The 24107-nt window shown below is 41.0% G+C and carries 32 protein-coding genes; 30 read left to right on the top strand and 2 right to left on the bottom strand.

The genetic code is table 11. The features are described 5' to 3' along the window. Positions 1-216 precede the first annotated feature (216 nt). The gene (locus R8749_RS07395) at positions 217-1341 is read right to left on the bottom strand and encodes a tyrosine-type recombinase/integrase (protein ID WP_317695509.1); all 1125 of its coding nucleotides are present in this window, start codon (positions 1339-1341) and stop codon (positions 217-219) included. Positions 1342-1357: 16 nt separating this feature from the next. Next, positions 1358-2014, bottom strand: coding sequence for a LexA family protein (locus tag R8749_RS07390; protein WP_317695506.1), 657 nt, complete (start codon positions 2012-2014; stop codon positions 1358-1360). Positions 2015-2180: 166 nt separating this feature from the next. Between R8749_RS07390 and R8749_RS07385 the strand changes: the two genes are divergently transcribed. From R8749_RS07385 to R8749_RS07245, 30 genes are all read left to right on the top strand, one after another. Then, positions 2181-2471: a helix-turn-helix domain-containing protein gene (locus tag R8749_RS07385; protein WP_317695504.1), complete on the top strand. Its 291-nt coding sequence runs from the start codon at positions 2181-2183 to the stop codon at positions 2469-2471. Further along, positions 2455-2790, top strand: a complete 336-nt coding sequence (locus R8749_RS07380; RefSeq protein WP_317695502.1) for a DUF771 domain-containing protein — start codon at positions 2455-2457, stop codon at positions 2788-2790. Before R8749_RS07385 ends, R8749_RS07380 begins: the two co-directional genes overlap by 17 nt. A gap of 165 nt (positions 2791-2955) precedes the next feature. Then, entirely contained in the window at positions 2956-3243 is a 288-nt protein-coding gene (locus tag R8749_RS07375; RefSeq protein ID WP_317695501.1) for a hypothetical protein, read from the top strand. Positions 3244-3290: 47 nt separating this feature from the next. Then, entirely contained in the window at positions 3291-3662 is a 372-nt protein-coding gene (locus R8749_RS07370) for a hypothetical protein (RefSeq protein WP_317695499.1), read from the top strand. A 200-nt stretch (positions 3663-3862) separates the two neighbouring features. Then, entirely contained in the window at positions 3863-4219 is a 357-nt protein-coding gene (locus R8749_RS07365; protein ID WP_317695496.1) for a PLC family EF-hand domain-containing protein, read from the top strand. Next, complete coding sequence (locus R8749_RS07360) at positions 4216-4446, top strand: hypothetical protein (RefSeq protein ID WP_317695493.1); 231 nt, start codon at positions 4216-4218, stop codon at positions 4444-4446. The genes R8749_RS07365 and R8749_RS07360 overlap by 4 nt, the downstream gene beginning before the upstream one ends. Further along, positions 4440-5630, top strand: a complete 1191-nt coding sequence (locus tag R8749_RS07355; RefSeq protein ID WP_317695491.1) for a DUF2800 domain-containing protein — start codon at positions 4440-4442, stop codon at positions 5628-5630. Before R8749_RS07360 ends, R8749_RS07355 begins: the two co-directional genes overlap by 7 nt. A gap of 2 nt (positions 5631-5632) precedes the next feature. After that, positions 5633-6238, top strand: a complete 606-nt coding sequence (locus R8749_RS07350; RefSeq protein ID WP_317695490.1) for a DUF2815 family protein — start codon at positions 5633-5635, stop codon at positions 6236-6238. A 4-nt stretch (positions 6239-6242) separates the two neighbouring features. Next, positions 6243-8210, top strand: coding sequence for a DNA polymerase (locus R8749_RS07345; RefSeq protein WP_317695489.1), 1968 nt, complete (start codon positions 6243-6245; stop codon positions 8208-8210). A gap of 4 nt (positions 8211-8214) precedes the next feature. Beyond that, entirely contained in the window at positions 8215-8955 is a 741-nt protein-coding gene (locus R8749_RS07340) for a hypothetical protein (RefSeq protein ID WP_317695487.1), read from the top strand. Next, complete coding sequence (locus R8749_RS07335; RefSeq protein WP_317695485.1) at positions 8942-9169, top strand: hypothetical protein; 228 nt, start codon at positions 8942-8944, stop codon at positions 9167-9169. Before R8749_RS07340 ends, R8749_RS07335 begins: the two co-directional genes overlap by 14 nt. Further along, complete coding sequence (locus R8749_RS07330) at positions 9163-9450, top strand: hypothetical protein (protein WP_317695483.1); 288 nt, start codon at positions 9163-9165, stop codon at positions 9448-9450. Before R8749_RS07335 ends, R8749_RS07330 begins: the two co-directional genes overlap by 7 nt. Then, positions 9447-9821 (top strand): hypothetical protein, encoded by a 375-nt coding sequence (locus R8749_RS07325; RefSeq protein ID WP_317695481.1) that lies wholly within the window; start codon positions 9447-9449, stop codon positions 9819-9821. The genes R8749_RS07330 and R8749_RS07325 overlap by 4 nt, the downstream gene beginning before the upstream one ends. A gap of 35 nt (positions 9822-9856) precedes the next feature. Further along, positions 9857-12277 carry a DNA primase family protein gene (locus tag R8749_RS07320; RefSeq protein WP_317695480.1) on the top strand — a complete coding sequence of 807 codons (2421 nt, stop codon included), beginning with the start codon at positions 9857-9859 and terminating at the stop codon, positions 12275-12277. 293 nt (positions 12278-12570) lie between these two features. Then, on the top strand, positions 12571-13329 hold the full coding sequence (locus tag R8749_RS07315; protein ID WP_317695478.1) for an N-6 DNA methylase: 759 nt from the start codon (positions 12571-12573) through the stop codon (positions 13327-13329). Continuing rightward, positions 13319-13666, top strand: a complete 348-nt coding sequence (locus tag R8749_RS07310) for a hypothetical protein (RefSeq protein ID WP_317698571.1) — start codon at positions 13319-13321, stop codon at positions 13664-13666. The genes R8749_RS07315 and R8749_RS07310 overlap by 11 nt, the downstream gene beginning before the upstream one ends. Before the next feature lie 12 nt (positions 13667-13678). Then, complete coding sequence (locus tag R8749_RS07305) at positions 13679-14038, top strand: PDDEXK family nuclease (protein ID WP_317695476.1); 360 nt, start codon at positions 13679-13681, stop codon at positions 14036-14038. 1 nt (position 14039) lies between these two features. Next, positions 14040-14300 carry a hypothetical protein gene (locus tag R8749_RS07300; protein WP_317695474.1) on the top strand — a complete coding sequence of 87 codons (261 nt, stop codon included), beginning with the start codon at positions 14040-14042 and terminating at the stop codon, positions 14298-14300. Then, positions 14297-15655, top strand: coding sequence for a DEAD/DEAH box helicase (locus tag R8749_RS07295; RefSeq protein ID WP_317695472.1), 1359 nt, complete (start codon positions 14297-14299; stop codon positions 15653-15655). The genes R8749_RS07300 and R8749_RS07295 overlap by 4 nt, the downstream gene beginning before the upstream one ends. Before the next feature lie 3 nt (positions 15656-15658). After that, entirely contained in the window at positions 15659-15871 is a 213-nt protein-coding gene (locus tag R8749_RS07290) for a hypothetical protein (RefSeq protein WP_317695470.1), read from the top strand. Positions 15872-16062: 191 nt separating this feature from the next. After that, on the top strand, positions 16063-16218 hold the full coding sequence (locus tag R8749_RS07285; protein WP_317695468.1) for a hypothetical protein: 156 nt from the start codon (positions 16063-16065) through the stop codon (positions 16216-16218). A 129-nt stretch (positions 16219-16347) separates the two neighbouring features. After that, complete coding sequence (locus tag R8749_RS10830; protein WP_425613188.1) at positions 16348-16668, top strand: DUF1492 domain-containing protein; 321 nt, start codon at positions 16348-16350, stop codon at positions 16666-16668. Positions 16669-17483: 815 nt separating this feature from the next. Continuing rightward, positions 17484-17897: a phage terminase small subunit P27 family gene (locus tag R8749_RS07280; protein ID WP_317695467.1), complete on the top strand. Its 414-nt coding sequence runs from the start codon at positions 17484-17486 to the stop codon at positions 17895-17897. A 5-nt stretch (positions 17898-17902) separates the two neighbouring features. Continuing rightward, positions 17903-19795, top strand: coding sequence for a terminase TerL endonuclease subunit (locus R8749_RS07275; RefSeq protein WP_317695465.1), 1893 nt, complete (start codon positions 17903-17905; stop codon positions 19793-19795). After that, the gene (locus R8749_RS07270) at positions 19782-21011 is read left to right on the top strand and encodes a phage portal protein (protein ID WP_317695463.1); all 1230 of its coding nucleotides are present in this window, start codon (positions 19782-19784) and stop codon (positions 21009-21011) included. The genes R8749_RS07275 and R8749_RS07270 overlap by 14 nt, the downstream gene beginning before the upstream one ends. Positions 21012-21013: 2 nt before the next feature. Continuing rightward, complete coding sequence (locus R8749_RS07265) at positions 21014-21751, top strand: head maturation protease, ClpP-related (RefSeq protein ID WP_317695461.1); 738 nt, start codon at positions 21014-21016, stop codon at positions 21749-21751. After that, complete coding sequence (locus tag R8749_RS07260) at positions 21752-22993, top strand: phage major capsid protein (protein WP_317695458.1); 1242 nt, start codon at positions 21752-21754, stop codon at positions 22991-22993. Between the two features lie 2 nt (positions 22994-22995). Beyond that, positions 22996-23331 (top strand): head-tail connector protein, encoded by a 336-nt coding sequence (locus tag R8749_RS07255; protein WP_317695456.1) that lies wholly within the window; start codon positions 22996-22998, stop codon positions 23329-23331. After that, a complete protein-coding gene (locus R8749_RS07250; protein ID WP_317695452.1) occupies positions 23315-23668 on the top strand; it encodes a phage head closure protein in 354 nt (117 codons plus the stop codon). Before R8749_RS07255 ends, R8749_RS07250 begins: the two co-directional genes overlap by 17 nt. After that, positions 23661-24107, top strand: a complete 447-nt coding sequence (locus R8749_RS07245; protein ID WP_317695450.1) for an HK97 gp10 family phage protein — start codon at positions 23661-23663, stop codon at positions 24105-24107. Before R8749_RS07250 ends, R8749_RS07245 begins: the two co-directional genes overlap by 8 nt.

Raw genomic sequence — 24107 nt, 5'->3', positions numbered from 1 at the left:
ATTAATTTTAAAGATTTGAAACTCATTAAAAAATGTAATTTCTTTATGTCGAAATATCTGTTTTATTGATGTTTTTAAGTGTATTCCCCGCACTCGCGGAACGTTTCCTTAGTAAAATAGAGCACGATAGAGCACGGGAAAGCCCAATTTTACGGCATTTAGCACGATAGAGTAAGATAGAGAATCGAAAAATTGGCGACAAACTGGCGACGAATTTTATAGTGCTTCTAAGGCTAAAATTGTTCTTTTTGCTTCTTTTTTCTCGTGTTCCTTTAAAAGATGGGAGTAGACTGTCATCGTAATCGAAACGTTGGCATGCCCAAGTCTGTGACTGATGTAATTTATATCGATTCCCTTTAAAATTAAAAAACTTGCATGGGTGTGTCTTAAACCATGAAAGGTTATTTCGGGGCTAATTTTAAGCTTTTTTTGAATTTTACGAAGTTCCGCGTTAGTCACTTTTCCTGTTGGTGGTTCGAGTTTTTTATCCAAAAAAATTTGATTATTTAAGCTAGCATACCCGATACTTTCAAAATATTCTTCCTGCTCTTTTTTCAGTTTTTCAAGCATAGACAAAAGTTCCGAGTCAACATCAATGACCCTATTACTTGAAGGTGTCTTTGTTTTCTTGAATTTTTTTGTGTACTTGTGATCCCAGCTCTTATTTATATCAATAGTCCGATTTTTAAAGTCGATATCTTTCCAGGTGAGCCCCAGAACTTCCGACAAGCGCGCACCAGTCATGATGGAGGTAGCAATCATACCGCAGACAATATCATCAACTGACGAGTTTTCAAAAACATACTTTTTTAGCTTTCTGAAGTCGTCAGCTTCAAGATACTTTAAAGACTCAGGTTTTGACTCTTTCCCACAAAGCTCAATATCCTCAGTAAAATTAAAATCGATTATCCGATCTCGTACTGCTGACCTTGCCATTGCCCGGATGTGACTGTTGACCGCAGAAATGGTCGTACGGGCACGAGTCTCCCCCTGATTATTAATAAATTTTTGCCAGTCACTTCGTGAGATTTGTCGCAGTTTTACTGTGACCCCAAAATACTTTTCAATCTTATTATGGTAAGTTTTGTACTTTTTTTCTGTTGTCTCATCGTGCTTTCCCGCTTTGTAGGCTTCAACCCAGCGATCATAGTAATCCAAAAAAGTAATATCGGGGTTTAGTATTAAGCCCTTTTTTAGCTTCATTTCCATTTCTGCCGCTGCCTGAACTGCTTCACTTTTCAAGTTGAAGCCACCCTCAGTTTTTCTAAGAGGAGTCCCATCTAGGTCTTTATATCTGATGGAGTACTCCCATTTTTTACCACGTTTTCTAAATCCTGCCATTGCTAACCTCTTTTACTTACTCGTCAAAAACCAAATGTAAAACGACTCTGCCTATGATTTTGACATCTTCCATATTAGAAAAAAGATAGGATATTGGTTGGAATGATCTGTCGGTAGAATCAGGTAAAAAATCAACTAATTTTAGCTCTTTATTTATGTAGATCCTTTTTACGCAATAATCCCCGCCATCTGAAAAAACAACAATTTCCCCATTTTTTAAATCTTCTAAGCTTTCTACCTTTTGTATTCCAATCATCGATTTATCAGGCAAAATCCGATTCATTGACTCACCACTTACTTTCATCATTAACAAGTCCTTTTCATCCGCAAATTTTCCAAGCAAATTTTTTGAAATTGCTGACTTTTCTAAGTCATCAGAAGTAAAAGGATCAATACTTGTCGGTACGCCTGCTGATACAGAAGCATCGATGAAATTATAATAATTTTTTGGCGGTTCCGGCTGATCTTCAACTCCAAAAAGGTATAAAACAGAAGTATGCAAAAACCTTGCCGCATCATCTAAGTGATTTACTGGGAAGGTTCGTTTTCCGTTTAAATAGTAAAACATGGCCGATCTGCTAACCCCCATTGCTTTTGCTAACTCTGTAGGGCTTTGACCGTTTTCTTTTAGTAATTGGTTTATAACTTCTACGAGTTCATCATTTGTTCTCACTTGTCGACACCTCCTTTAGCTTTATACCTTTTAGTATATTCTAAGTTCATAAAATGGGCAATAAAATCATTTTTTGTAAAAAATGGTTGACAAACGTGAACAATGGTCATAATATGGTCTTGTCTTAAAAAATAAAAGACAATAAAAAAGAAGGGAGAGGCAAAAAATGCCAGTAAATCTGAAAAGGATTAAAGCAGAACGAATTGCGAAGGGCCTTACTCAAGAGGACTTCGCAAAAGAGCTTGGGTGGACAAGAAGTCACTATGCAAGACGCGAACAGGGAACTTCGAAGCTTTCTGCGGAAGATCTTGAAAAGATTCTTAAATCTTTAGGGTATTCTATTAGCCAAGTAGAGGATTTTTTTTACCCTAGGTGTTCACGAAAGAGAACAAGAAAATCAATTAAATTCACTTTTATGAACAAAAAAGAGGCGGTAAAAAATGCAACAAACCATTAGGCTCGACAGTCTTACGATTCCCATACCTGAGGGCTTCGAGATCTTACCAAAAGCAGAAGTCAACGACTTAAGAAAAAAGGCGGATTTAAGCTGTTGGTGGACGATGGGAGATGTAGAAAAGCGATACCACCGGAAGCGGGAATGGATCAAAAAAGTACTCTACAGCAAAAAATTCCGGCCTCTACTAGAGCATAAGTGCGTTATGTATGCGGGCACGGGTGGCCGAAGAACTTATCTTTTTGAGCCAGTCGGATTCAGCAAGTTCATGAGAGAGTGGTTTCCAGAAATCACGAGAGAAATGGAGAAAGGCGTTAAATGAAATCTTTTTTAATAAGTATGTGCACTACACTAGCGATTTTGTATCTTGATTCACTTGTGGGACTTCAAGTTACTTTTGACATCATCGTAAAAATAATAGCGATCTTTGTACTAGCAATTTTCGCATTTTACATTGCTTTTAGTATTTACGACAAGGTACACGAAAATGATAAAAATTAGTACAGATATCAAGACAAAGCTTAAGAGATACAACTACTACAGAGTTTGGATCTTCCAGCGACGTGGTGCTGACTACATCTACCGAGCGCACAACCTCAACGCGAATCAGAGCGACAGTGACATCTTGAAAGATTTTGAGGATTTAAAAGAGCACTACAAGACGGCAAGTATCAAAGATGCAACGCGATCACTTACGCCGGATGAACTCGACCACTTTATCAATAAATTTTGTAGAAAAGATTTTGTAATTTTTGCGGGAGAAGAAGAGTGCTAAAAGCCGTCATACTTTTTCTGATTTTTGATTGGTGGCTGTCCTTGCTGGTGACTTACGTCCTTTACAAAAAGAAATTAAAGAATTTTGAGGAAGACGATGAAGATGATTTTGATACTTATCCGTATGAATCTTATCTCACTGGAACGTATCTACCTAAAAAGCCCAAAATTTTTTATTACAAGGATCCCCACGATGTACTAGAGCATCCTTTTTTCGTGGTCTACCTAGCGTACGCGCATGAGGATGGATACATATCAGCATGGAATGGACTGACCCTAGATACGACCCTTAAAGAATTTGAGAAAGTAGCAAGGACTAAGGAGGACGAGGTCAAAGACTTTGAAAAAAAGCCACTAAGAACTTTACAAAAATTTATCAATGATGGGCTAGAAAAAGGGTACTACGTGATCGTGATTTAGGAGGCAGCGATGAAGAGTAAAACGCTTGGCGAAAAACTCGGATATGTACTAATGGCGATTGCTTATGTAGTGATTATCTTAGGCATTATCCAGAAAGTTTTAGGGGAGTAAAAAAGCCCGTTTGCGGCAACAAACGAGCAGTCATAAAAAATATAACAACTTTATTATAGCAGGGCTAGCAAGCCCAGAAGGAGTAAAAAATGATAGAAATAACAGTAAAAGGCGAGAATTGGGCCGATCTAGTTAAAAGTGTTGAAGACTTGGCGAGTGGGATGACTGGCGGAAAGGTCGAAGCAGATATCAGCACACCCCCGAAAAAAACAGCACCAAAAGTAGAAAAGGCGACACCAAAGACTGAGCCCGTGGCAGAAGCAGTGCCAGAGGCAAAGCCAACAAAACTCACACTGGATGATGTAAAAGGTGCCTTTGGACCCGTCCTTTTGAAAAAACGCGATGAGGCAATGGCGATTCTTAAAAAGTATAAGGCCACGGGCATTTCTAAGCTCAAAGAAGAAGACTACGCGGACTTTATCCAGGAAGTGAAGGCTCTGGCATGACAATCGAAAAACAATTATTAAGTATGGATAATAGCAAAGCTCAAGATCAAATTGATACTCTTTTCAACTTCATTTTAGAAAATGATCCGAACAGTGAAATCTGTGATCCCTTGCAGCATGAAATAGTAGAAAAGTATCCAAGGTATCCAGATTTACCAAACTCGGCCTTAAATGAGGTTGGAGAAGAACTGGTCAGTTTAATCAGAGAAAGGATTCACTTATGGTAGCACCTACAAAACACAGTTCGCTGTCAGCTTCTAGCGCAGGTAAGTGGATCTACTGTCCACCAACTTTGTGGATGGAGGAAGGACTTCCAGATTTTACCTCAGAATACGCACAGGAAGGTACTGACGCCCACAGACTCGCAGAGTTAAAGATAAGTCTAGCGACTAAAAAAATCACTAAAAGAAAATACAACGCGGAAGTCAAAAAGCTAAAAGAAAACTCGAAGTTTTACAGTCAGGTGATGGAGGAGTACACGCAAAGTCATGCGGACCTAGTGATAGAAGACTACAACTCCTTAAAAAAATCTGCGATTTTCACTGAACAAAAAGTCGATTATGGTCAATGGGCTCCGGGTGGCTGGGGCACATCCGATGCCATCATCGTCAACGATGATACTCTCTCGATTTGGGACTTGAAGTACGGCAAAGGGGTCAAAGTACGGGCAGATCACAATATCCAACTGATGCTTTATGCCTTGGGTGCTTATTACACTTTTGGTCCAATGTATGACTTTAGCACTGTCCGGATGACAATCAACCAACCGAGAATCGGGAACTTGTCGACTTTCGAGATGAGTTTAGGTGAGCTTTTGGATTGGGGTGATACTGTGGTAAAACCCGCAGCAGATCAAGCTTTAAATGGCGATGGTGACTGGGACTTTAATAGGCCCGAAACATGGACTTTCTATAAGGCAGCAGGTTTCGATCGACACCTAGCCGAGAAAAATTTAGAGATTAGAAAGTACAAATTTAAAGAAGCCAACGCACTCACGAGTCAAGAAGTGGCGGACATCTTGGATCAAGCACCGCAGATCAGAAAATGGCTCGATAAAGTTGAGCTTTATGCACTGACACAGATTTTAGATGAGGGCAAAGAGATACCAGGCTATAAAGTCGTAGCTGGACGTAGTCGTAGAGTGATCAGCGACCAAGTTGCAGCTGCGCAGGTACTTGAAAATAGTGGTTTTAAAGATATCTACACTGACCCCACTTTAAAAAATATTACGAGCCTTGAAAAAGAAGTTGGAAAGAAAAAATTTGAAGAGCTTTTGGGAGACCTGCTTTATAAACCCGAAGGCAAGCCGACTGTCGTGGAAGATAGCGATAAGCGACCAGCACTCAATAAATTACAGCAAGCACAAAACGATTTTAAAAATTTTGATGACACGAAAGAAGAGGAAAAATAAAAATGACAAAAGAAAAACAACCAACATACGTAGTAACACCAGAATTAGTGAGATTTTCATACGTACATCTAGACGAGCCATATGCGATCGGAGCTGGTCAAGAGCCAAAGTATAGCGTGATGATCTTGATCCCAAAAACCAGCAAAAAGACTTTAGCTGAGATCAAGAGAGGCCAAGAAGAAGCTTACAAAGCGAAAAAACAAATTTTTGGAAAGACACCTTTTGAAGCAGTGAATACAACTCTCAGGGACGGAGATCTTGAGCACCCGGATCTTGAAGAATATCAAGGAATGTATTTTATGGGTGTATCCAACAAATATAAGCCAGAAGTCGTAGGTACTTTGCGTGATGAAGCCGGAAACCCAAAGCCTTTAGATCCGACAGATCCAGAAGAAATATACAGCGGAATGTGGGGACGTGTCGGGATGAGCTTTTTCGCCTATGACTCGACAATGAAAAAAGGAATCAGTGCCAGCCTTGCAACAGTTCAAAAAGTAAGAGACGGCGAAAGACTTGGAGGATTCCACGCGGACGCAGCGGCGGATTTTGCAGAGTTTGAAGATGACAGTGCCGACGATCTTTTGGCCAATGATCCAGCCATGATGTAACTCTATGGCAAAACAAAGACTGATGATCGATATTGAGACCTATAGCGAACAAGATTTACCAAGAGTAGGTCTATATAAATATTCTGACGACCCAAGTTTTGATGTTTTGATTTTTGCATATCAGGTCAATCACGAGGAAACAGTCGTCTGTGACTTGACGCAAGATGAAATCCCGATCGAGATCGTCGAAGGGATCATTGAACCAGATTTTATAAAAACCGCTTGGAACGCACAATTTGAAAGAGTCTGTCTTACTCACTATTTAAGACGACACGGGATGTATAAATCTCTAGAGTATCTAAAACCGGAGGCTTGGCGAGACCCAATGGTGCATGCAAGAGAGCTTGGTCTACCTGGCTCACTTAAGCAATGTGCGGACTACTTAAAAGTCGATCAAGTCAAAGACCCACGCGGAGCTAGACTGATAAGCTACTTCTCAAAACCCGCAAAACCTACCAAAGCAAATGGTATGCGCACTAGAAACTTGCCAGAGCATGACCCTGAAGGCTGGAAAACTTTTTTAAGTTATTGTGGTCAAGATGTGAGAACCGAATCCTCGGTCGACGACACAATCGAAGTCCTGGAAACTCCAGAGCACGAATGGAAAATTTGGTTCATGGATCAACGTATTAATGATCGTGGCGTTGCGGTTGACTCAAAACTCGCAAATGGCGCGATTGATATGGTCGAGCAGGGCAACGAGGAAAACGAAAAAAAGTTCAAGGATTTAACCGGCGTGGTCAACCCGCACTCTTTACTACAAGTTAAAAAGTGGCTAGCAGATCAAGGATATCCCTTTGAAAAGCTTGGCAAGGAAATCGTGCAAGACCGACTTGCAAAAGGTGATCTGCCTGACAACGTCGCGGAAGCTTTAAGACTTAAGCTTAGCTTTTCGACGTCATCAACAAAAAAATATCTGATGATGCGTGACGCAAAGTGCTCAGATGATCGGCTTCATGGCTTGCTCCAATTTTATGGGGCAAGTAGAACGGGCCGTTGGGCTGGGCGTCTGCTTCAAGTCCAGAATCTTCCAAGAAACTATTTGTCAGATTTGGACACCGCGAGAGAGCTCGTCCGAGAAAAAAGGCTCGATGATATTGAAATCTTATATGATGACGTACCTGACGTCTTAAAACAGCTGATTAGAACAGGCCTAGTCGCGAGTGAAGGTCATCGCTTGATTGTCTGTGACTTTTCAGCAATTGAAGCACGGGTGATCGCATGGTACGCGGACGAAAAAGAGACACTCGAAATTTTTAGAACTTCGGGGAAAATCTATGAGTCAACTGCCAGCAGAATGTTTAAAATTCCGATGGATAAAATCGACAAAGCAACTCGTCAAAAAGGAAAAATCGCAACTTTGGCTCTTGGCTATCAAGGTTCAGTTGGGGCGATGAAAGCTATGGGTGCTTTAAAGATGGGCATGAAGGAAGAAGAGCTTCCCGAAATCGTCGACAAATGGCGCGAAGCCAACTTCAAAATTGTGAAATTTTGGAGAGACTGCGAAACCGCGGTCAAAACAGTTTTGACCCGTGGTGGTGTTGTCCACCTACAAAAGGGGCTTCGCTTTTACAAGTCGAAAGGCTTTCTTTTCATCAAGCTACCGTCTGGAAGATCACTGGCGTATGCAAAGCCAAGGCTAGAGCCAGATCAGTTTGGCAGTTCGAAAATTGTGTATGACGGTCAAGGTGACAAGGTCGGCTTTACCAAGCTTGACACTTACGGCGGAAAGCTGGTCGAAAACATCGTGCAAGCGACAGCTCGTGATCTGCTCGCAGACGCAATGCTTAGAGTCGAAGAAGCAGGTTATCCAATTGTTTTCCATATCCATGACGAGATTGTGACTGACGTACCAAATGGCTTTGGATCACTCGAAGAGATGCGCGATATCATGTGCCAGCCCGTTGACTGGGCCGAGGGCTTACCACTTAACGCAGCGGGGTTTGAGAGCCCATATTATAAAAAGGATTAGAAAAATGAAAGCAAAATTTTATGATCCGCAAAAAGTAAAAGAATTTTGTGAGGAACAGACAAAAAAAGAGACTTGTGAAAAAATCATACTTTTTATGGAAGAAGATGAACGCTGGGGTATAAAAACTATCTGGATGAAGGATCTGGGCTACTTGATAGATCTTGATCAAGACTACATCTATGTAGCGGGAGCGCCTGGCAGCATCTGGGGCACACCTTGCATAAGAGCTGAATTTCAAATGAAGAATGACATGCAGGATTGCTATAAAGAAGAAGAAGTTGGAGAAAAAGTGGCAAAAGAACTTGAAAATTACAGTGTACTTAGTGGCCTGTATAGAACAGCACGAGGTATAGACAGGAAAAAAACAAAAAAGTTACTGAAGTGCTTTAAAATCGAAAATCCGCGATTTCTTTCTCCGTCAAAATGGGAAGATTTTGCGGACGGACTAAGGACGATCATCAATAGGGAGTCTATATCCAAAAAAGTTCTTTTAAGTAAAGACTCGAATCTCGCAAGAGATCAAGTATGGAAGCTCTATGAAATAGCTTGTACTTCTAATCAGATGTGGTATTCACGCCCAGATGTAGACGCGCTTATACAAAAATATAGTGCTTATGCAGATGATAAAGATCTTTCGAGAAAGGGAAAAATTTGGACTATCCCTTATAAGAGTTTAGAGCCATTTGCTCAGGAACTTTTAGGGCTGATCTGGCACGACGAAGAGGAGGACGATGATGACGACTAAGAGCAAGTATCTTATACAAGTGACAGACAGCGAAAATAACAAAGTTTACTTTGAAAGAGAAGAAAAGTGGCGTCTTTACTTTAGCTCTGCCCTTTTTATCGCAAAGCTTTTTGACACGTATGAAGAAGCAGAGAAAACAGCAAAAGTAGTGAAAAAGAGCGTCAGGAAGACATCAAAAGTTGAAATCACGTATACGAAGGAAGAAAAATGTTAGCAAAATTTTATGATCCTAAGCAAGCAAAAGCTTTTTGTGAAAAGTACACAAAAAATCCATCGTGCGAAAAAGTGCAGCTTTTTATGGAAAAAGACGAGTTTTGGAATCGCGAAGACATCTGGACGCGTGAAGATGGCTATCTGATTGATCTGGATCAAGAGTACATCAAAATAGCTGGAATCCCAGGGAGCATCTGGGACACACCATGTATCCGAGCTTGCGCCAAAGAGCTTGATGTATCTAGTACTTGCTACAAGGAAGTAGAGGTAGGCGAAGAATGACAAAAAAAATTATTTTTTACTGGGGGCTAGACGACAAAGCACCTTATCTAAGAATTGGGTTAGTTAATGAGCCCACACATGATAAAGCTTTATCTAGACATGAAGCTTTGGACTTTATCAGTGAGCTTGCAAAAAGTCCTTACTCGATCGAGCAAGACGAGGATATGTCAAAAGATGACTCACTGATAAATATTCAGACGACCAAAAGCTCGATGGAGGCCTTAGAAGAAGTTCGAGATGAGCTGGTAAAGCTGGCTTTTAGTAAGTATATGTATGTCTATAAGGGCGATATTTTACGAGCTTTTGAAAATAAGATCATGGTGACGATGGCTTTAGCAAAGGTCATCACTGCTCTAACGAAAGAAGATTAAAACCCAAAAAAATTCTAAAAGAAAGGAGGTAAAAGTTGGAAAACAAAGTGATAAATATCGATCCAAACCCTGAGATCCATATAGCAACTGCGAGTAAAAGAACTCAAAAGAGATGGAAAAACGAAACTCTCTCGTGGTCAGCTCTATTGGATCGTTTGTCAAAGCCGACTGTGACTCCTGAGACGCCAGCCGAGTGGACGAAGATGACGCTATCACAGCAAGACGATGTGAAAGATGTCGGCGGTTTTGTCGGTGGCTGGCTGAAAGACGGCAGGCGAAAAGCGGGCAATGTCCAAAACAGGACAGTTCTGACGCTCGACGTCGACTTCCCGACCAAAGGTCAAAATTTGTTTGAGGACGCCACGATGATCTGGGACTTTAGCTTTGCGGTGTACAGTACACACAAGTACACGCCAAGCAATCCGCGAATCCGCTTCGTGATCCCACTAGCACGCCCAGTGACGTCAGATGAGTATGTACCGATTGCCCGAAAAGTTGCGGAAGAGCTTGGCATGGACCACTTTGATGACAGTACTTATCAGCCTGAGCGTCTGATGTACTGGCCGTCACATAGCAAAGGTGCAAAATACTTTTTCGACTACCAGCAGGGAAGATTGCTTGATCCGGACAAAGTTTTAAGCGAGTACGACAGCTGGCAAGATTCATCTTTCTGGCCGACGAGCTCGCGTGAAGCTGAAGTACACCAGCACGAAGCAAAAAAAGCGGGCGATCCGCTGACAAAAAGGGGTGTGATCGGGGCATTCAATCGAGTCTACCCGATCCGTGAAGCAATCGAGAAATTTTTGCCAGACGTCTACGAGCCAACAGCTCACGATGATCGCTACACGTACCTGCCAGGATCGACGACAGGCGGACTCGTCCTTTACGATGACGTCTTTGCCTACTCACATCATGGGACTGACCCGACGGGTGGTGAGCTGACCAATGCTTTTGATCTCGTGCGGATCCATAAATTTGGTGATCTGGACGGCAAGGTCAAAGCGGACACGCCAGTGACAAGCTATCCGAGCTATAAGAAGATGAGCGAGTTTGCACTCGAAGATCAAAGTGTTTACGCGGAGTGGCAGGACACGGCGACGGGAAATGCCACTGATGATTTTTCTGATTACACCGAAGTCGCAGAGCCTAAAAAGGAAGAAATTCATTGGCTGAGTATCAGTAAAAGTGGCGCGACTATGGTCAACACGTACGATCTAGCAAGAAAAGTTATCCAGGATTATCAGGTTTTCAACAACGAGGAAAATTTCTTGCGCTATGACCCAAAAACGGGAATCTGGAAAAGTGATGCAGAAAATTTCCTTGCAGGAGTGCTCACAAAAAATTATCTAAAGAAGCTGTATAAGGGCGCCATTGTAAAAGACACCGTACAAGCAGTCAAAAATCTTTTAAATACGGATGATGATTTTGAAGATACCGATATAAACAAAATTGTTTTAAAAAATGGCGTATATGACATCATGTCTGGCGAATTCTCGGATACTTTTGATCCTGGACTACACGCTCGTGCGTCTTATCCTGTCGAGTATGATCCAGACGCGACCTCGCCAAAATTTGAGGGCTTTGTGAAGTGGCTACTTGACGAAGAAGCACTGGCATTTTTGTACGAGTGGATCGGATATATGTTTTATCGAGACTATCCTGTCCAAAAATTACTTTTTATCTATGGGCCTGGTGGTGGTGGTAAATCGACACTGATCAATATCATCAGAAAACTTGTAGATGGTCGGGCAACGTCATCAGTATCACTTGATGCTTTGATGACCAAGCAGTTTGCCCCAATCGTTCTCTATAGGAAAACCGCAAATTTTGATTCTGAGGCGAAGGCAAAATATCTGGAAGATGCCACAACTTTAAAAGCACTGACAGGAGAAGACTTGATATATGCGGATGACAAGTATGGAAAACCGATTCAATTTAGGAATTATGCAAAATTGACTTTTACGATGAACCGATTGCCCGCGATGCGCGATTTAACGGGTGCTATGGAAAGGCGTGCGGTCATTTTAAAAGTTGATAAGAAAATTACGCGGGAAGTAAAAAAGAATTTTCCTTATAAAGAAATCTTGAAGGAAATCCCGGGTATCTTCAACAACGCGATGGAGGGACTCCGCATGGTACTTAAAACCGAAAGCTTCACGGAAAGCGATGCGATGCGAAGCGAGCTCAGAAAGTGGATTAAAGGAAATGACCAGGTTGGTCGCTTTATCGATGAGGTTTTGACAGTAGACGAAAAAGCTTATACCAGTGTTGAGGACATGTATATCGCGTACACCGATTTTACGGAAGAAAATGGCGAGAAGGCATTAGGCAAGTACAAGTTTGGACAGCGTCTCGAAGACATGGGATACAAAAAGAAACAGGTTCGTGAAAGCAGCAGACAATTTTGGGCATGGATAGGGTTGAGCATCCCAATCACTGATTTTGATCAGTTGTGACAGAATTCTGTCACAAATTAAAAATTTCTGTCACACTCGAAAAGCGCACCAGCCAAGGGCTCAGGACAGTTTTGTGACAGAAATTACTATTTTTTCTATATATATACACGTAAGAAAAATAAAAAATATAAAAGAATATAAAAAATAAAAAAACATATACATATATATAACTAATGTTTTGATAAAAACCCGGATTTCTGTCACAAACCATTAAAAAGTCCTTGGTATGCATGACTTTGGGCTGTGACAGAAAATCTCAGAGGTGACAGAAATTCAAAGAAGGGAGGACAAAAATGCCAAGAGGTAAATTTGACCTAGAAACAGTCAACAAGCTTTTAGGGGTTGATGAGTCATACAAAGCACCAGACAAACTTTTAAAAATTATGTTTGATAAGAAAAAACGCGAAAAACTTTTTCGGGAATTTCTAGATGTCTCGACGGACGTGTCATACGACTGGTTTCACGAGTATTTTCAAGATGAGCAAGCGGAACGAAAAACTAGAAAACAAGATTTTACTCCGACATCGATTTCAAACATACTTTCGATCCTTATCAAAAATCCAGAAACAGCAAAAAGTACATATGACGTGGCAGCAGGAACGGGTGGCATGACAATTGTGAGTTGGTGGAATGACATGATTCAAGAGAGTCCGTTTTTCTATCTACCGCAAGAGCACCTTTTCTATTGTGAAGAGCTATCAGATCGAGCAATGCCTTTCCTTCTTTTCAATCTTGCGATCCGCGGGATGAACGCAGTTGTGTGGCAAGGTGACTCACTGGCACGAACGTGTAAAGGAGTTTTCTTGATCGAAAACCCAACAGATAATCACATGGGCTTTAGTGATATCAACACTATGCCACGTACAGATGACGTAAAAAGATATTTTGAGATTGATAAGTGGGTCGGTGATCCGTACCCAGAGCATATCGAGACAGATATGTTTGATTGGGCTAAGGCAATGGACAAGTCAGTACAAGACAGACAAAAGACTTTTGAGAAGTATAGTAACGCATTTAATTACGTAAAAGAGAGGACAAAAAGTGCGGAATAAAAATGAATTGAAAAATTATTTTGTAGAAATATGTGAAAATCACCCAATTTATTATCAGCAATTAGCCGACTATAAACCCAATAGTCCGAACTTTTTCATTTGTTATAAAGGACTTGTGTATTTTGCTAGGGTCGCAAATTCCCGGAGAGGTCGGCCAAAACGTCGAAGACCTTGTAATGATTTTGATTCAAATGGGGGAACAGTCGATTTCTTGTACTCAAAAGCACAGATCAATCAATTTATGTGGGACATTTGGAGTCGCTGGATCCTTGAAAATGACATTCCAATTCAGACAATTATTAATACCAATGCTACTGAGTATGACTACTTGGATTAAGAGGACTAAAAAATGCAAAGAGAAAATGATATCGAGCGCTATCTTGTAAAGCAGATGAAAGACCTTGGAGCGCTTTGCCTCAAATGGACATCACCAGGAACGCGTGGTGTTCCCGACCGAATCGTAATTTATGCGAATCATGTTTACTTTGTCGAGCTAAAGGCGCCAGGCAAAAAGCCGAGAGCTGATCAAGTTTTGATGATCGAAAAAATCAAAGATCGTGGTGGTGAAGTTTTTGTGATTTCCACAAAAGAAGAAGTGAAGAGGTTTGTTGATAATCTCGAAGATGACAGAGAAGAAGCAGATCGCGAGTATTATGACTGGATCGATGAGAGAGATCAAGACGAGTGGTTTGCGGATGAAGAGGACTAATATGGAAGAAAAAAAATTATCTTTAAAAGAACTGTTTTACGATATGGCGAAGGATCGGGGAGGACTTTGTGTCGAGCTTTTGCAGATCTTGATATATGTCGAAAATGGCGAAGTTTGGTTTGTCTATTTTAAGAAAAAACCTTTTTCAGCTGTTCAGCTCAAAGTTAGTGGCGCAAATGTCTTGATTGTCAAAACAAAAGACGACATCGACAAGCTTTTTTGGGCACTTGAAGAGAAGCACCCAGTAATAGAAGAGCCATGAAAGCCGAGCTTAGGCCCTATCAAAAGTACGCCGTAAATTTCATCTTGGAGCATCCGGCGGCTGGACTTTTCTTGGACATGGGCTTAGGGAAGACACTTTCGACTTTGGTCGCGGTTGACGACTTGCGCATGCTTGATGAACTTGGTAAGACTTTGATAATCGCGCCAAAATCCGTAGCTTTAAATACTTGGCCAGCCGAGATTCAAAAGTGGGACGACATTAGTCACTTGACTTACTCAATTGTGGTTGGAAAAAAAGCTCAGCGCGAACGAGCACTTTTTAGAGATGTGGATCTTTATATCACGAATCGCGAAAACATCGTTTGGTTGGTTGAGTTTTATGGCAAAAAATGGCCATTTAAAACTGTCATCATTGATGAACTTTCAAGCTTTAAAAGCCCAACAGCAAAACGATTTAGGGCTTTGCGACAAGTTCGCCCGCTGATGAAGAGGGTCGTGGGCTTGACAGGAACACCCGCACCAAATTCACTGTTGGACCTTTGGCCAGAGATGTACTTGATCGATCACGGCAAGCGACTCGGTAAAACAATCACTGGATTTAGACAGCAGTACTTTCATCCGGGTCAAAGATCAGGCTACATCGTTTATAATTGGTTGCCAAACCCAGGATCAGAGCAGATCATCTACTCGAAGATCAAAGACGTGGCGATCTCAATGCAGTCAAGCGATTACCTAAAATTGCCACCTAGAACAGACAACACCATCGAGGTCGAGATGAGCGACAAAGAGAAAAAAATTTACAAGAAATTTGCTAAAGATTTTGTCTTGGATTTATCAGATGGTGAAAGTGGGACGATCACGGCAAGCAATGCAGCTATCTTACAGCAGAAACTGACACAGCTAGCAAATGGCGCGATTTACGATGATGACGGCAAAGTGATTGAGTTTCATCAGCACAAGCTTGATGCATTGGAGCGGATCATTGAAGAAGCACAAGGACAGCCAATTTTAGTGTTTTATTGGTTCCAGCATGATCGCGACAGAATCTTGAAAAGATTTCCAGAAGCGCATGTGCTTGATACTTCAAAAGATGATGTTGACCGATGGACTAAAGGTGAGATTCCGATTTTACTCGCACAGCCGGCATCTGCTGGACACGGACTCAATCTCCAAGACGGTGGGCACATAGTGGTTTGGTTTGGACTGACCTGGTCACCAGAGTACTATCAGCAAGCAAACAAGCGTTTGGACAGGTCAGGACAAAAAAGCCCAGTGATTATTCATCACATTTTAACCAAAGGCACGGACGATTATCGCATGCTAGATGTAGTACAAGGGAAGATGACAAAAGAACAGGCGTTAAAAGACGCGGTAAAAGTAGTTATGGAGGAATAAAAAATGTCAGAAGTAACACTTAAGACAAAAGACAACAAGGCAAGTATCGACATAAATACGACGATCGCAGTCTTGCATGAGCTATACGAGACATACATTAAGCTACAGCTTCGATCTGAAGCAAAGAAAGTAAATGCTGTGATCGCTGATCTGGATTTTTGTACACATCAAGACACGGCAAAGCTTTATGCGCAGAGTGAATTGTTTGAGGAGTGAATTTGAAAAAGCATTATCACCTTTAAGAAGGATCAAATGCTTTTCGTATGCTAGCGCGCGATTAAGCAACCTAGCGCCACACGGGCTTGAGATAAGAGTACCGCGTGGCTTTGTAAAAATCAAGGAGGAAAAAGATGATACTTACGGTAAATTCAGTCGGTTGTAGCACTAAGCAACAGCTAGGCGTGGGCGTGATACAACTTGATGATCATGGACGAATCCTAAAGCTAGGATTGAATAGTAATCTTAGACACGCCACATATTTTAGTAAAGAAGAAATTGGAAAGTATGAAAAAGCTCTGACGGATTTTGGATTCTTTGTAAAACCAAAAGAGAGCGAACTATAAGACACTTGGGGGTACAGTATCACGCAAGATAACTATCAGCTTAATAAAAATTTTCTTTGGCGATACCGAGAGCTTTGTCAGAAGATCAGGTACTTAGAAGAAAGGATTGAAGACAAAGAAAGAGATTTGATGAAGATAAAAGGATCAAACTTATCCAGTGAACCAAAGTCTAGCCTACCTAATCGCAATCGTCTTGACGATCTGATATCGGAAAAGGCAGGACTGGAGCAAAGACTAAGACATCAACTCGAAGCTTCTTGGCAAATGCGTGATACTATCTCAAAATCAATCGATACTATTGAGGACTCCACATCATGCCAGATCATCGAGATGTACTACGTTGATTTAAAAGAGCTTGACGACATCGCAGATGAGTTACATATATCTATACGTACAGCCCAACGATACTATAATCAGGGTCTTCGTCGAATGCATCGAGTTGAGGAGTGACATTTTTTGGCAAAAAATTGGCGAAAGTTTGGCATAACTTTGGCAAAAAGTTGGCGAAAGATTGGCGTCAACTTTCCCTGGATTCCATGTAATAATGGTAGTGTCAAATAATCCAACAAAATAAATACTCCTTTTGAATTATCTAAAAATAAATATTTCATCACTGTTATTTGACACTAGAAAGACGGACTTAAGGCTCCGTCTTTTTTTGTAGAAAGGATTGAAGGTAATGCCAAGAGTAAGACGATGCCGACAGCCAGGTTGCCACGAGCTTGTATCAGCAGATCACTACTACTGTCCAGCACATCGACAGCATGAAGCTGAGTACTTGGCGAGTCGACAGAAGTGGGCGCGGTCAAGAGACGAGGGGTATAGACACAGATATGATCAGGTCACTCGCAATCGTAGCGAGGCTAAGACAGAGCAGTACAAATTCTACAAGTCAAAAGCCTGGGCTGGCTTAAGAGCCCAAGTACTTGCCCGTGATGATCATATTGATCAGTACCTAAAACTACTTGGGATCTATGAAGTGGCAGACACAGTCGATCATATCGTTCCGATCGAGTTCGAGCCTGACCAAATGCAAAACCCGGACAACCTTATAAGTTGTGGGCGGCATACACATCTGATCAAAACCCGATGGGAAAAGAAATATTATTTTGATCGCGGGGGGCAACCAAAAAGTGTCGAGCCAATACGCGAAATTGGAAAAATTTTGCCGATTTTAGCCCCCTAGGTCTCGACTTAAGAGGAGCGCACACATAATCATCTTCTCGTATAACTCGCAATAAAAAAAAAAAAACAAAGGGGGGTCTATGGGACAACTACCAGAAACAGCCCCGAAGTATTTTGGGGCGACCGCAAGAGCAACTTGGAAGAAAATAGTACCATTTTTAAATGAAAATTCTGATGTATTGGAAGTCGATTCAAACGTTGTTGAACTTTTTTGTACACAGTACGAAAACTTCCGAAATGCTTATGCAAATGTTAAAAAGAACGGCACAATTTTAGAGTTAAAAAGTATCAAGCAATCATCGAAAGGCGATCAACTGGGGACAGAGGTTAGTTATAAGCGGAACCCAGCCACTCAAATTATGAATGATGCTAGCAGCCAAATGCTAAAAATTGCTGGGTCGTTTGGACTGACGCCAAAAGCTCGAAAAGAAATGTTATTAAATATAGATTCGGGGGTTGAAGATGAAGCTGACTTAAGTGCCTTTATGAGTTAATACAAATGGATAGAATAGATTTAACACAAACACATGATGTTTTTGGGGCTTATCAGTCGCAAAGCTATAGTGATATTAAGAAAAAATATACCGATCCGGGTACTCAATATGCTTTCGATGTCTTAGATAAAAAGATTTTAACAAGTTATCCGACTCAATTGGCGGCATTTAGACATCTCCAGGATTTAAAAAGATCAGAGCTACATATAGAAGGGTTTGACTTCCATTATGATATGGATAAGTGTCAAGCCCTTTTAAATTTTGCAAGTGTTTGTCCAGAGGTTACCGATAAATCGAAGCCCGTCCGTTTGATGGACTGGCAAAAATATATTATGTGTATGCTTCAGGGTTGGCGACAAAATGCTGATGACCAAAAGAGATTTACAAACGCAGATATTAGTATGGGACGTGCTCAAGGTAAGACAGAAATAATGGGTATATATACTTGCTATAATTTTCTGTTTGAAATCCGTGGCAAGAGTAACAAGGATCTGTTGATTACAGCTCCAACTTTTGAGCAGTCAAAAAAGTTACTTCGATATATAAAAACAAATTTTAGTACTCTAAAAAAACAAAAAAGATTTTCAAAGCTGATGGATGAGATAGGCTTACAGCCAATGGATAAATCAGTTATTGCTAAAGAAATGAGTAATGTGATTCACATGCTCAGTTACGGTGGTGGTAAGTATGATAGTGATCACTATACTTTAGCGGTTTTTGATGAAATGGGGGATATACCTGATTTAGAAAATGTGGGGTCTATTACAACTGGACAAAGTCAAGAATTTAATCATCAATTTATAAAGATTTCTACAGCCTATAAAGTTCCAAACGTTCCATTTCACAGAGAAGAAAAACAAATGATCGAAGCAATGGAGAGGGATTATAAACGTGAATCTGAGCAAACACTTTGTTTGATCTGGCAACAAGATGACTTGTCTGAAACTTATAAGCCCGAAACCTGGTGTAAATCAAATCCTTTGTTAAATCTTCCTGATCAAAAAGATAGTTTACTTAAAGGTTTGTTGAATGACCGAGAGTCAAAAATGCTTGCGGGTTCTTTGTTTGATTTTCAAAACAAAAACTTAAATATGTGGCTTCAGACAAAGACAAACAGCTTTCTGAAGCTGGACGAGGTTGGTTCAGCTGTGATTGATGATTTTAATATTGAAGCAAAGCAAGTTTATATTGGATTCGATGACTCCATGTTTTCTGATAATACTTCAATTGCTTTTGTATACCCTTATATTGATGAGAATGGGAGAAAAAAATTCCATATTGAGCAGCACTCTTTTATACCTTGGCATAACGCAGGAAGTATTGATGCTAAGGAGAAGCAAGACGGTATAAATTATCGTGAACAAGAACAACAAGGTTTTTGTACTATTACCAGTCACCCGGATGGCTTGATCAATCCAGATCAAGTTTACGAGTGGCTTTTAAATTATGTCGAGGATCACCACTTAGAGGTGATCATGTTTGGGTACGATTTTTTTAATATGTCTGAGTTTGTAAAAAGATTAGATCTAAACACAAGCTGGAAGTTAATGCCAATCAGACAAAGAACCAGTGAACTGAAAGACCCGACCAAATTTTTACAAAAAGTTTTTATTGAGAGATCGGTAACGAGACTAAATGATCCAGTCATGGAAAAGGCTTTGCTTAATGCAGAAATAAAAGAGGATTCTCTTGGAATACAAGTAGATAAATCAAAAGCAACTTATAAAATCGACGTTGTCGATGCACTGATCGATGCTTTTTATCAAGCAATGTATCATTTTGAAGACTTCTCACTGGCAAATGACAAGAGTACAGAGGTAGAGCGGATGACGCCGGATCAAGTGGCGGAAGAAATCAGTATGAGATTGAATGTGTGGAAAGGAGGTGAGAAAAATTAAAATATCGGAAAAAATAAAACAGTTTTTTAACTGGCAGTCGGGCGATCAAAAACAGAGTTTACCGATTGAAGGCGATTTTGGGTGGTCATCACTCGGAATTAATCCCTACCACTATGTCAGTGCGCAGGAAGCTCTACGGAACAGCGATATTTTTTCGCTGGTTTCACAGATCTCGGCAGATCTAGCCATTGCGAAATTTACAGCAGACTCGCCACGAGTTCAAGCGCTAATTGATGATCCGTCAGTGATGACTAATGGGCACGCGTTTTGGCAGTCGATGTACGCACAACTTTTACTTAGCGGTGAGTGTTTTGCTTATCGTTGGCGAAATGTGAATGGCGTTGACCTTCACTGGGAGTACTTAAGACCCTCGCAAGTCCAACCTTTAAGGCTCAACGATGGCTCAGGAATGCTTTACAACATCTCTTTTGATGAGCCAGATATTGGAAGAATGGAAAGCGTGCCAGCTAGTGACATGATTCATATCCGGCTGATGAGTATCGACGGTGGGCTGACTGGTATGAGTCCACTAAATGCTTTGAGTAATGAACTAAACATCAAGAAAGCATCCAACGACTTGACAATGAAAGCATTAAATACGTCGATCGCGTCAAATGGTGTTTTATCAATCACGAATGGGTCTAAAGTTAGCGATCGGGATAAGATCAATCTATCAAAATACTTTATGGAAGTATCGAGAGACCCAGATGCTGGGCCAATCGTACTTGACGATCTTACAAAGTACACACCGCTAGAAATTAAATCGGACACGGCTAGTCTTTTGAAGCAAGCGGATTGGACGGGTACGCAGATCGCAAAAGTATATGGCGTCCCGGACAGCTACTTAAATGGGCAGGGCGATCAGCAAAGTAGTATCACACAGTTGCAGGGTATGTATGCTAATGCTTTAAACCGATTTTCGCAAGCAGGAGCGAGCGAACTAGACGACAAGATGAACGCACATATCACGGTGAATCTTAGACCTGCTTTGGATCCATCCGGCAATAATCACGCGACTATGATTCAAAATCTTACAAGTTCAGGAATCTTGCAATCTGATCAAGCGGTTTGGCTTTTAAAGCAGGACGGATTTTTACCTGAAGAAATGCCAAACGTTAAGAAAGCACCACAGCCGGTGCCGATGCCACCACCGGCACCCGATGATGACGAGTCTTCAGATGAAGAAGATGACTCGATGAAAGGAGGTGAGACTTAAAAATGACAGAAATTAATATTAAGGGCGATGTTGTCGATAGCAACTCGTCCTCTTTTTATGAGTTTTTTGGAATGAGCTACATCAGCCCAAATGTCGTAGAAGATACTTTGGCAAATGCTACTGATGATATCACTTTAAATGTGGCGAGTAATGGCGGTGATGTTTTTGCAGCATCTGAAATTTACACACTTTTAAAAAATTATTCTGGTGGAAAGATCACTGCTAAAATTCAAGGCTTAGCTGCTTCGGCTGCTTCAGTAATTGCAATGGCGGCAGACAATGTCGAGATTTCTCCGACAGCGCAGATCATGATTCATAAAGCATCAGTCTATGGTGTTGACTATGGCAATGCTGATGATTTCCAGCATCAAGCAGAAGTACTTGACGGTATCGACCAATCAATTGTTAATGCCTATGTAAGTAAAACAGGCATGGACGAGGGGAAGATTTTAAACATGATGACGAAAGAGACATGGCTAACGGCTCAACAAGCCGTGGACTATGGTTTTGCGGATTCAATCATGTTTGTCGATGATAAGCAACCCGTCTTTACAAATTCAACCGAAAGACTTGTTAATCCAGTAGTGATAAATAGATTTAAAACTTTAATGGCACAAGCCCAGAAATATCAAGAATTAATACAAAATGAAGAACCTGAGAAGCCTCAGGACAAAAAAGAATGCCGACTTTTTGATGAAAAGTTGGCTATTTTATTGCACAAAAATGGAGGTGCAGAGTAAATGCAAACAGTAACAATTAATCAATTAAATACAGCTTGGGTTCAAGCTGGTCAAACCGTGAGCGACCTTGATAATCAAATCAATGCCGCTCTTTTTAATAACGAGTCCGACTCTAAGGATTTTACTGCTTTAGTTGGAAAGCGAGACGAAGCTAAGAAGAGACGGGACGCGATTAAGAATCAATTAGATGAGTTGGGTGCAAGTCAGCAGGTACCAAAAAATGAAGAAAAGATTGAACCACAAGTTCCGGTAACACCTATCAAAAATAAGGAAGATAAAAAATTTATTGACGCGGTTAGGGGAATGCTAACTGGTGACCCCAAGTATCGTGACCTAGTTACAAGTTCAGATGATCCAGTTACAGGTGTAGGCGCGGGATTAACTATTCCGAAAGATATTCAAACAAAAATCAACCAATTTGTTCGTCAGTTATATTCACTTCAGCAATATGTTCGCGTTGAAAACGTCACGATGATGGAAGGAGATCGAATCTATGAAAAATTTAGTACGATGACCCCTCTCCAAGACTTGGATGCAGAGGATGCCACAATCCCTGATAATGACGAGCCATCATTAATGAAAATTGTATATAAGATTCACAGATATGCAGGAATCAATACTGTTACTAACTCGCTTTTAAAGGATTCAAGTGAAAACATTTTGGCTTGGTTGATCAGTTGGATTGGAAAAAAAGTTGTTGTGACTCGTAATCAAAAAATTGTTAGTAAGCTGAACGACTCTCCAAACAAACCAACGATTACAACTTTTGATGACATCAAAGATCTTTATGCAAATACGATTGACCCTGCTTTACGCCCTGGGTCGATCTATTTAACAAACGCGACAGGTTTTACGGGCATCTCAAAGATTAAGAATGAGTTTGGTGGGTACTTGATCCAACCAAGTGTAACGGATCCAGATAAATATGTTATCGCTGGAAAAGAAATCGCAGTTATTGCGGATCGCGACTTGCCAGATCTAACCGGAAACAAGCATCCTCTTTACTTCGGTAACTTAGAAGAGGCAATTACTTTATATGATCGCGAGCACATGTCTTTGCTTTCAAGTAATATTGCTGGTGATGCTTTTGTTAAGGATCAAACTAAAATCCGCGTAATTGATCGGTTTGATGTTGAATCAGTTGATAAAGAAGCAGTTGCGGCAGCAAACTTCAAGACAATTGCAGATCTTAAACCAAGCTCTCCACAAGCTCCTAACGGCGGCGGAAATGGTAATCCTTAGTCATGACTATCACGACTGATGATCTAAAGCGATCCTTACGGTTGCTTGATGATGACGTGGATAGTGACAAGCTGGCACAGCTCCAGTCATACCTTGATGCAGCTAAAAGCTACGTTGATGGTGCGGTTGGTGGTGATGATGATTTTTACAACAGCACGGAGAACCAAGACATCTATAAAACGGTGGTCTTAGCTCTCGCAACTGCTTACTATCAAAATCCTTCAGCTGTTACAACTGGGTCAGTTACTAATGTCAATCTTGTTTTAGATAACATCATTATGCAGTTACGAGTGCGACTTTTACGAAAAAGGAACAACGAAAATGGTTCAAATGAGTAATCCAATGCGATTGGATCTTAAGCTTAAGCTCGGACACATGGGTGGTGTTGGTGAGGATGTAAATGGTCTGGTCACGGAAGGCTTTGTGGCTGACAAGACTGTTGCTTCTGACCACTGGGTTAGAACTCAAAATCAGCAGATCAGTATCCAGGGAACATCTTTACAGGGAACTAGAATTTTTGTGGTCCATCACCGCGAAGATTGGGACGATCTGAATTTCACGCACGTCCAACTTAAAGACAAAGTCTTTAAAATCGTCACGATTAGCCCTGATGTTGATGACTCACCAACGAGCTATGACCTAGTGACAGTGAGCGAGGTAGAAAAGAATGGCTGACCTATCGAAAGAGCTTAATGATTGGCTCAATAGTCTTCAAAAGCATGTAAATGTAACGCATGAAGAAAAAGCCGAGATTACTGGAGCTGGCGCAAAAGTATACGCAGAGTATCTGAAAAAGAATACCCCAGTATCTAGTGTCAACTACAGCAAAGGCAAGCAGGCTGGACACGCTTCTGAAAAGAAGAAGGCGCACATGCGCGACATGATTACATATGAGCCAGGACTTGACGCAGAAAAAGAGAAAACGGGAAATACAAATGTTGGCTACGATGGCAAGTATTTTAACTTTGTCGCGATGATCACAAACAACGGCAAACGAAAGATGAGTGCTAAAGAAGAAGCCAACTTACACTTCGTGGAGCGATCTCGGAAAGAATCCGAGAAAGCCGTCCAGAGTGCAATGGAAAAAAAGTATCGAGAAATAAAAGGTAACTAA

The sequence above is a fragment of the Xylocopilactobacillus apis genome (assembly GCF_033095965.1).
Lineage (GTDB): Bacteria > Bacillota > Bacilli > Lactobacillales > Lactobacillaceae > Xylocopilactobacillus > Xylocopilactobacillus apis.
Note: the sequence above shows the minus strand (reverse complement) of the source record. Positions and strands in the feature narration are given on the sequence as shown.

Excerpts from the sequence above, each read along its gene's own strand:
- R8749_RS07395 (WP_317695509.1), bottom strand. The coding sequence starts at position 1,341 with ATGGCAGGATTTAGAAAACGTGGTAAAAAATGGGAGTACTCCATCAGA.
- R8749_RS07385 (WP_317695504.1), top strand. The coding sequence starts at position 2,181 with ATGCCAGTAAATCTGAAAAGGATTAAAGCAGAACGAATTGCGAAGGGC.
- R8749_RS07380 (WP_317695502.1), top strand. The coding sequence starts at position 2,455 with ATGCAACAAACCATTAGGCTCGACAGTCTTACGATTCCCATACCTGAG.
- R8749_RS07375 (WP_317695501.1), top strand. The coding sequence starts at position 2,956 with ATGATAAAAATTAGTACAGATATCAAGACAAAGCTTAAGAGATACAAC.
- R8749_RS07365 (WP_317695496.1), top strand. The coding sequence starts at position 3,863 with ATGATAGAAATAACAGTAAAAGGCGAGAATTGGGCCGATCTAGTTAAA.
- R8749_RS07360 (WP_317695493.1), top strand. The coding sequence starts at position 4,216 with ATGACAATCGAAAAACAATTATTAAGTATGGATAATAGCAAAGCTCAA.
- R8749_RS07355 (WP_317695491.1), top strand. The coding sequence starts at position 4,440 with ATGGTAGCACCTACAAAACACAGTTCGCTGTCAGCTTCTAGCGCAGGT.
- R8749_RS07350 (WP_317695490.1), top strand. The coding sequence starts at position 5,633 with ATGACAAAAGAAAAACAACCAACATACGTAGTAACACCAGAATTAGTG.
- R8749_RS07345 (WP_317695489.1), top strand. The coding sequence starts at position 6,243 with ATGGCAAAACAAAGACTGATGATCGATATTGAGACCTATAGCGAACAA.
- R8749_RS07340 (WP_317695487.1), top strand. The coding sequence starts at position 8,215 with ATGAAAGCAAAATTTTATGATCCGCAAAAAGTAAAAGAATTTTGTGAG.
- R8749_RS07335 (WP_317695485.1), top strand. The coding sequence starts at position 8,942 with ATGATGACGACTAAGAGCAAGTATCTTATACAAGTGACAGACAGCGAA.
- R8749_RS07330 (WP_317695483.1), top strand. The coding sequence starts at position 9,163 with ATGTTAGCAAAATTTTATGATCCTAAGCAAGCAAAAGCTTTTTGTGAA.
- R8749_RS07325 (WP_317695481.1), top strand. The coding sequence starts at position 9,447 with ATGACAAAAAAAATTATTTTTTACTGGGGGCTAGACGACAAAGCACCT.
- R8749_RS07315 (WP_317695478.1), top strand. The coding sequence starts at position 12,571 with ATGCCAAGAGGTAAATTTGACCTAGAAACAGTCAACAAGCTTTTAGGG.
- R8749_RS07305 (WP_317695476.1), top strand. The coding sequence starts at position 13,679 with ATGCAAAGAGAAAATGATATCGAGCGCTATCTTGTAAAGCAGATGAAA.
- R8749_RS07300 (WP_317695474.1), top strand. The coding sequence starts at position 14,040 with ATGGAAGAAAAAAAATTATCTTTAAAAGAACTGTTTTACGATATGGCG.
- R8749_RS07295 (WP_317695472.1), top strand. The coding sequence starts at position 14,297 with ATGAAAGCCGAGCTTAGGCCCTATCAAAAGTACGCCGTAAATTTCATC.
- R8749_RS07290 (WP_317695470.1), top strand. The coding sequence starts at position 15,659 with ATGTCAGAAGTAACACTTAAGACAAAAGACAACAAGGCAAGTATCGAC.
- R8749_RS10830 (WP_425613188.1), top strand. The coding sequence starts at position 16,348 with ATGAAGATAAAAGGATCAAACTTATCCAGTGAACCAAAGTCTAGCCTA.
- R8749_RS07280 (WP_317695467.1), top strand. The coding sequence starts at position 17,484 with ATGGGACAACTACCAGAAACAGCCCCGAAGTATTTTGGGGCGACCGCA.
- R8749_RS07275 (WP_317695465.1), top strand. The coding sequence starts at position 17,903 with ATGGATAGAATAGATTTAACACAAACACATGATGTTTTTGGGGCTTAT.
- R8749_RS07265 (WP_317695461.1), top strand. The coding sequence starts at position 21,014 with ATGACAGAAATTAATATTAAGGGCGATGTTGTCGATAGCAACTCGTCC.
- R8749_RS07260 (WP_317695458.1), top strand. The coding sequence starts at position 21,752 with ATGCAAACAGTAACAATTAATCAATTAAATACAGCTTGGGTTCAAGCT.
- R8749_RS07255 (WP_317695456.1), top strand. The coding sequence starts at position 22,996 with ATGACTATCACGACTGATGATCTAAAGCGATCCTTACGGTTGCTTGAT.
- R8749_RS07250 (WP_317695452.1), top strand. The coding sequence starts at position 23,315 with ATGGTTCAAATGAGTAATCCAATGCGATTGGATCTTAAGCTTAAGCTC.
- R8749_RS07245 (WP_317695450.1), top strand. The coding sequence starts at position 23,661 with ATGGCTGACCTATCGAAAGAGCTTAATGATTGGCTCAATAGTCTTCAA.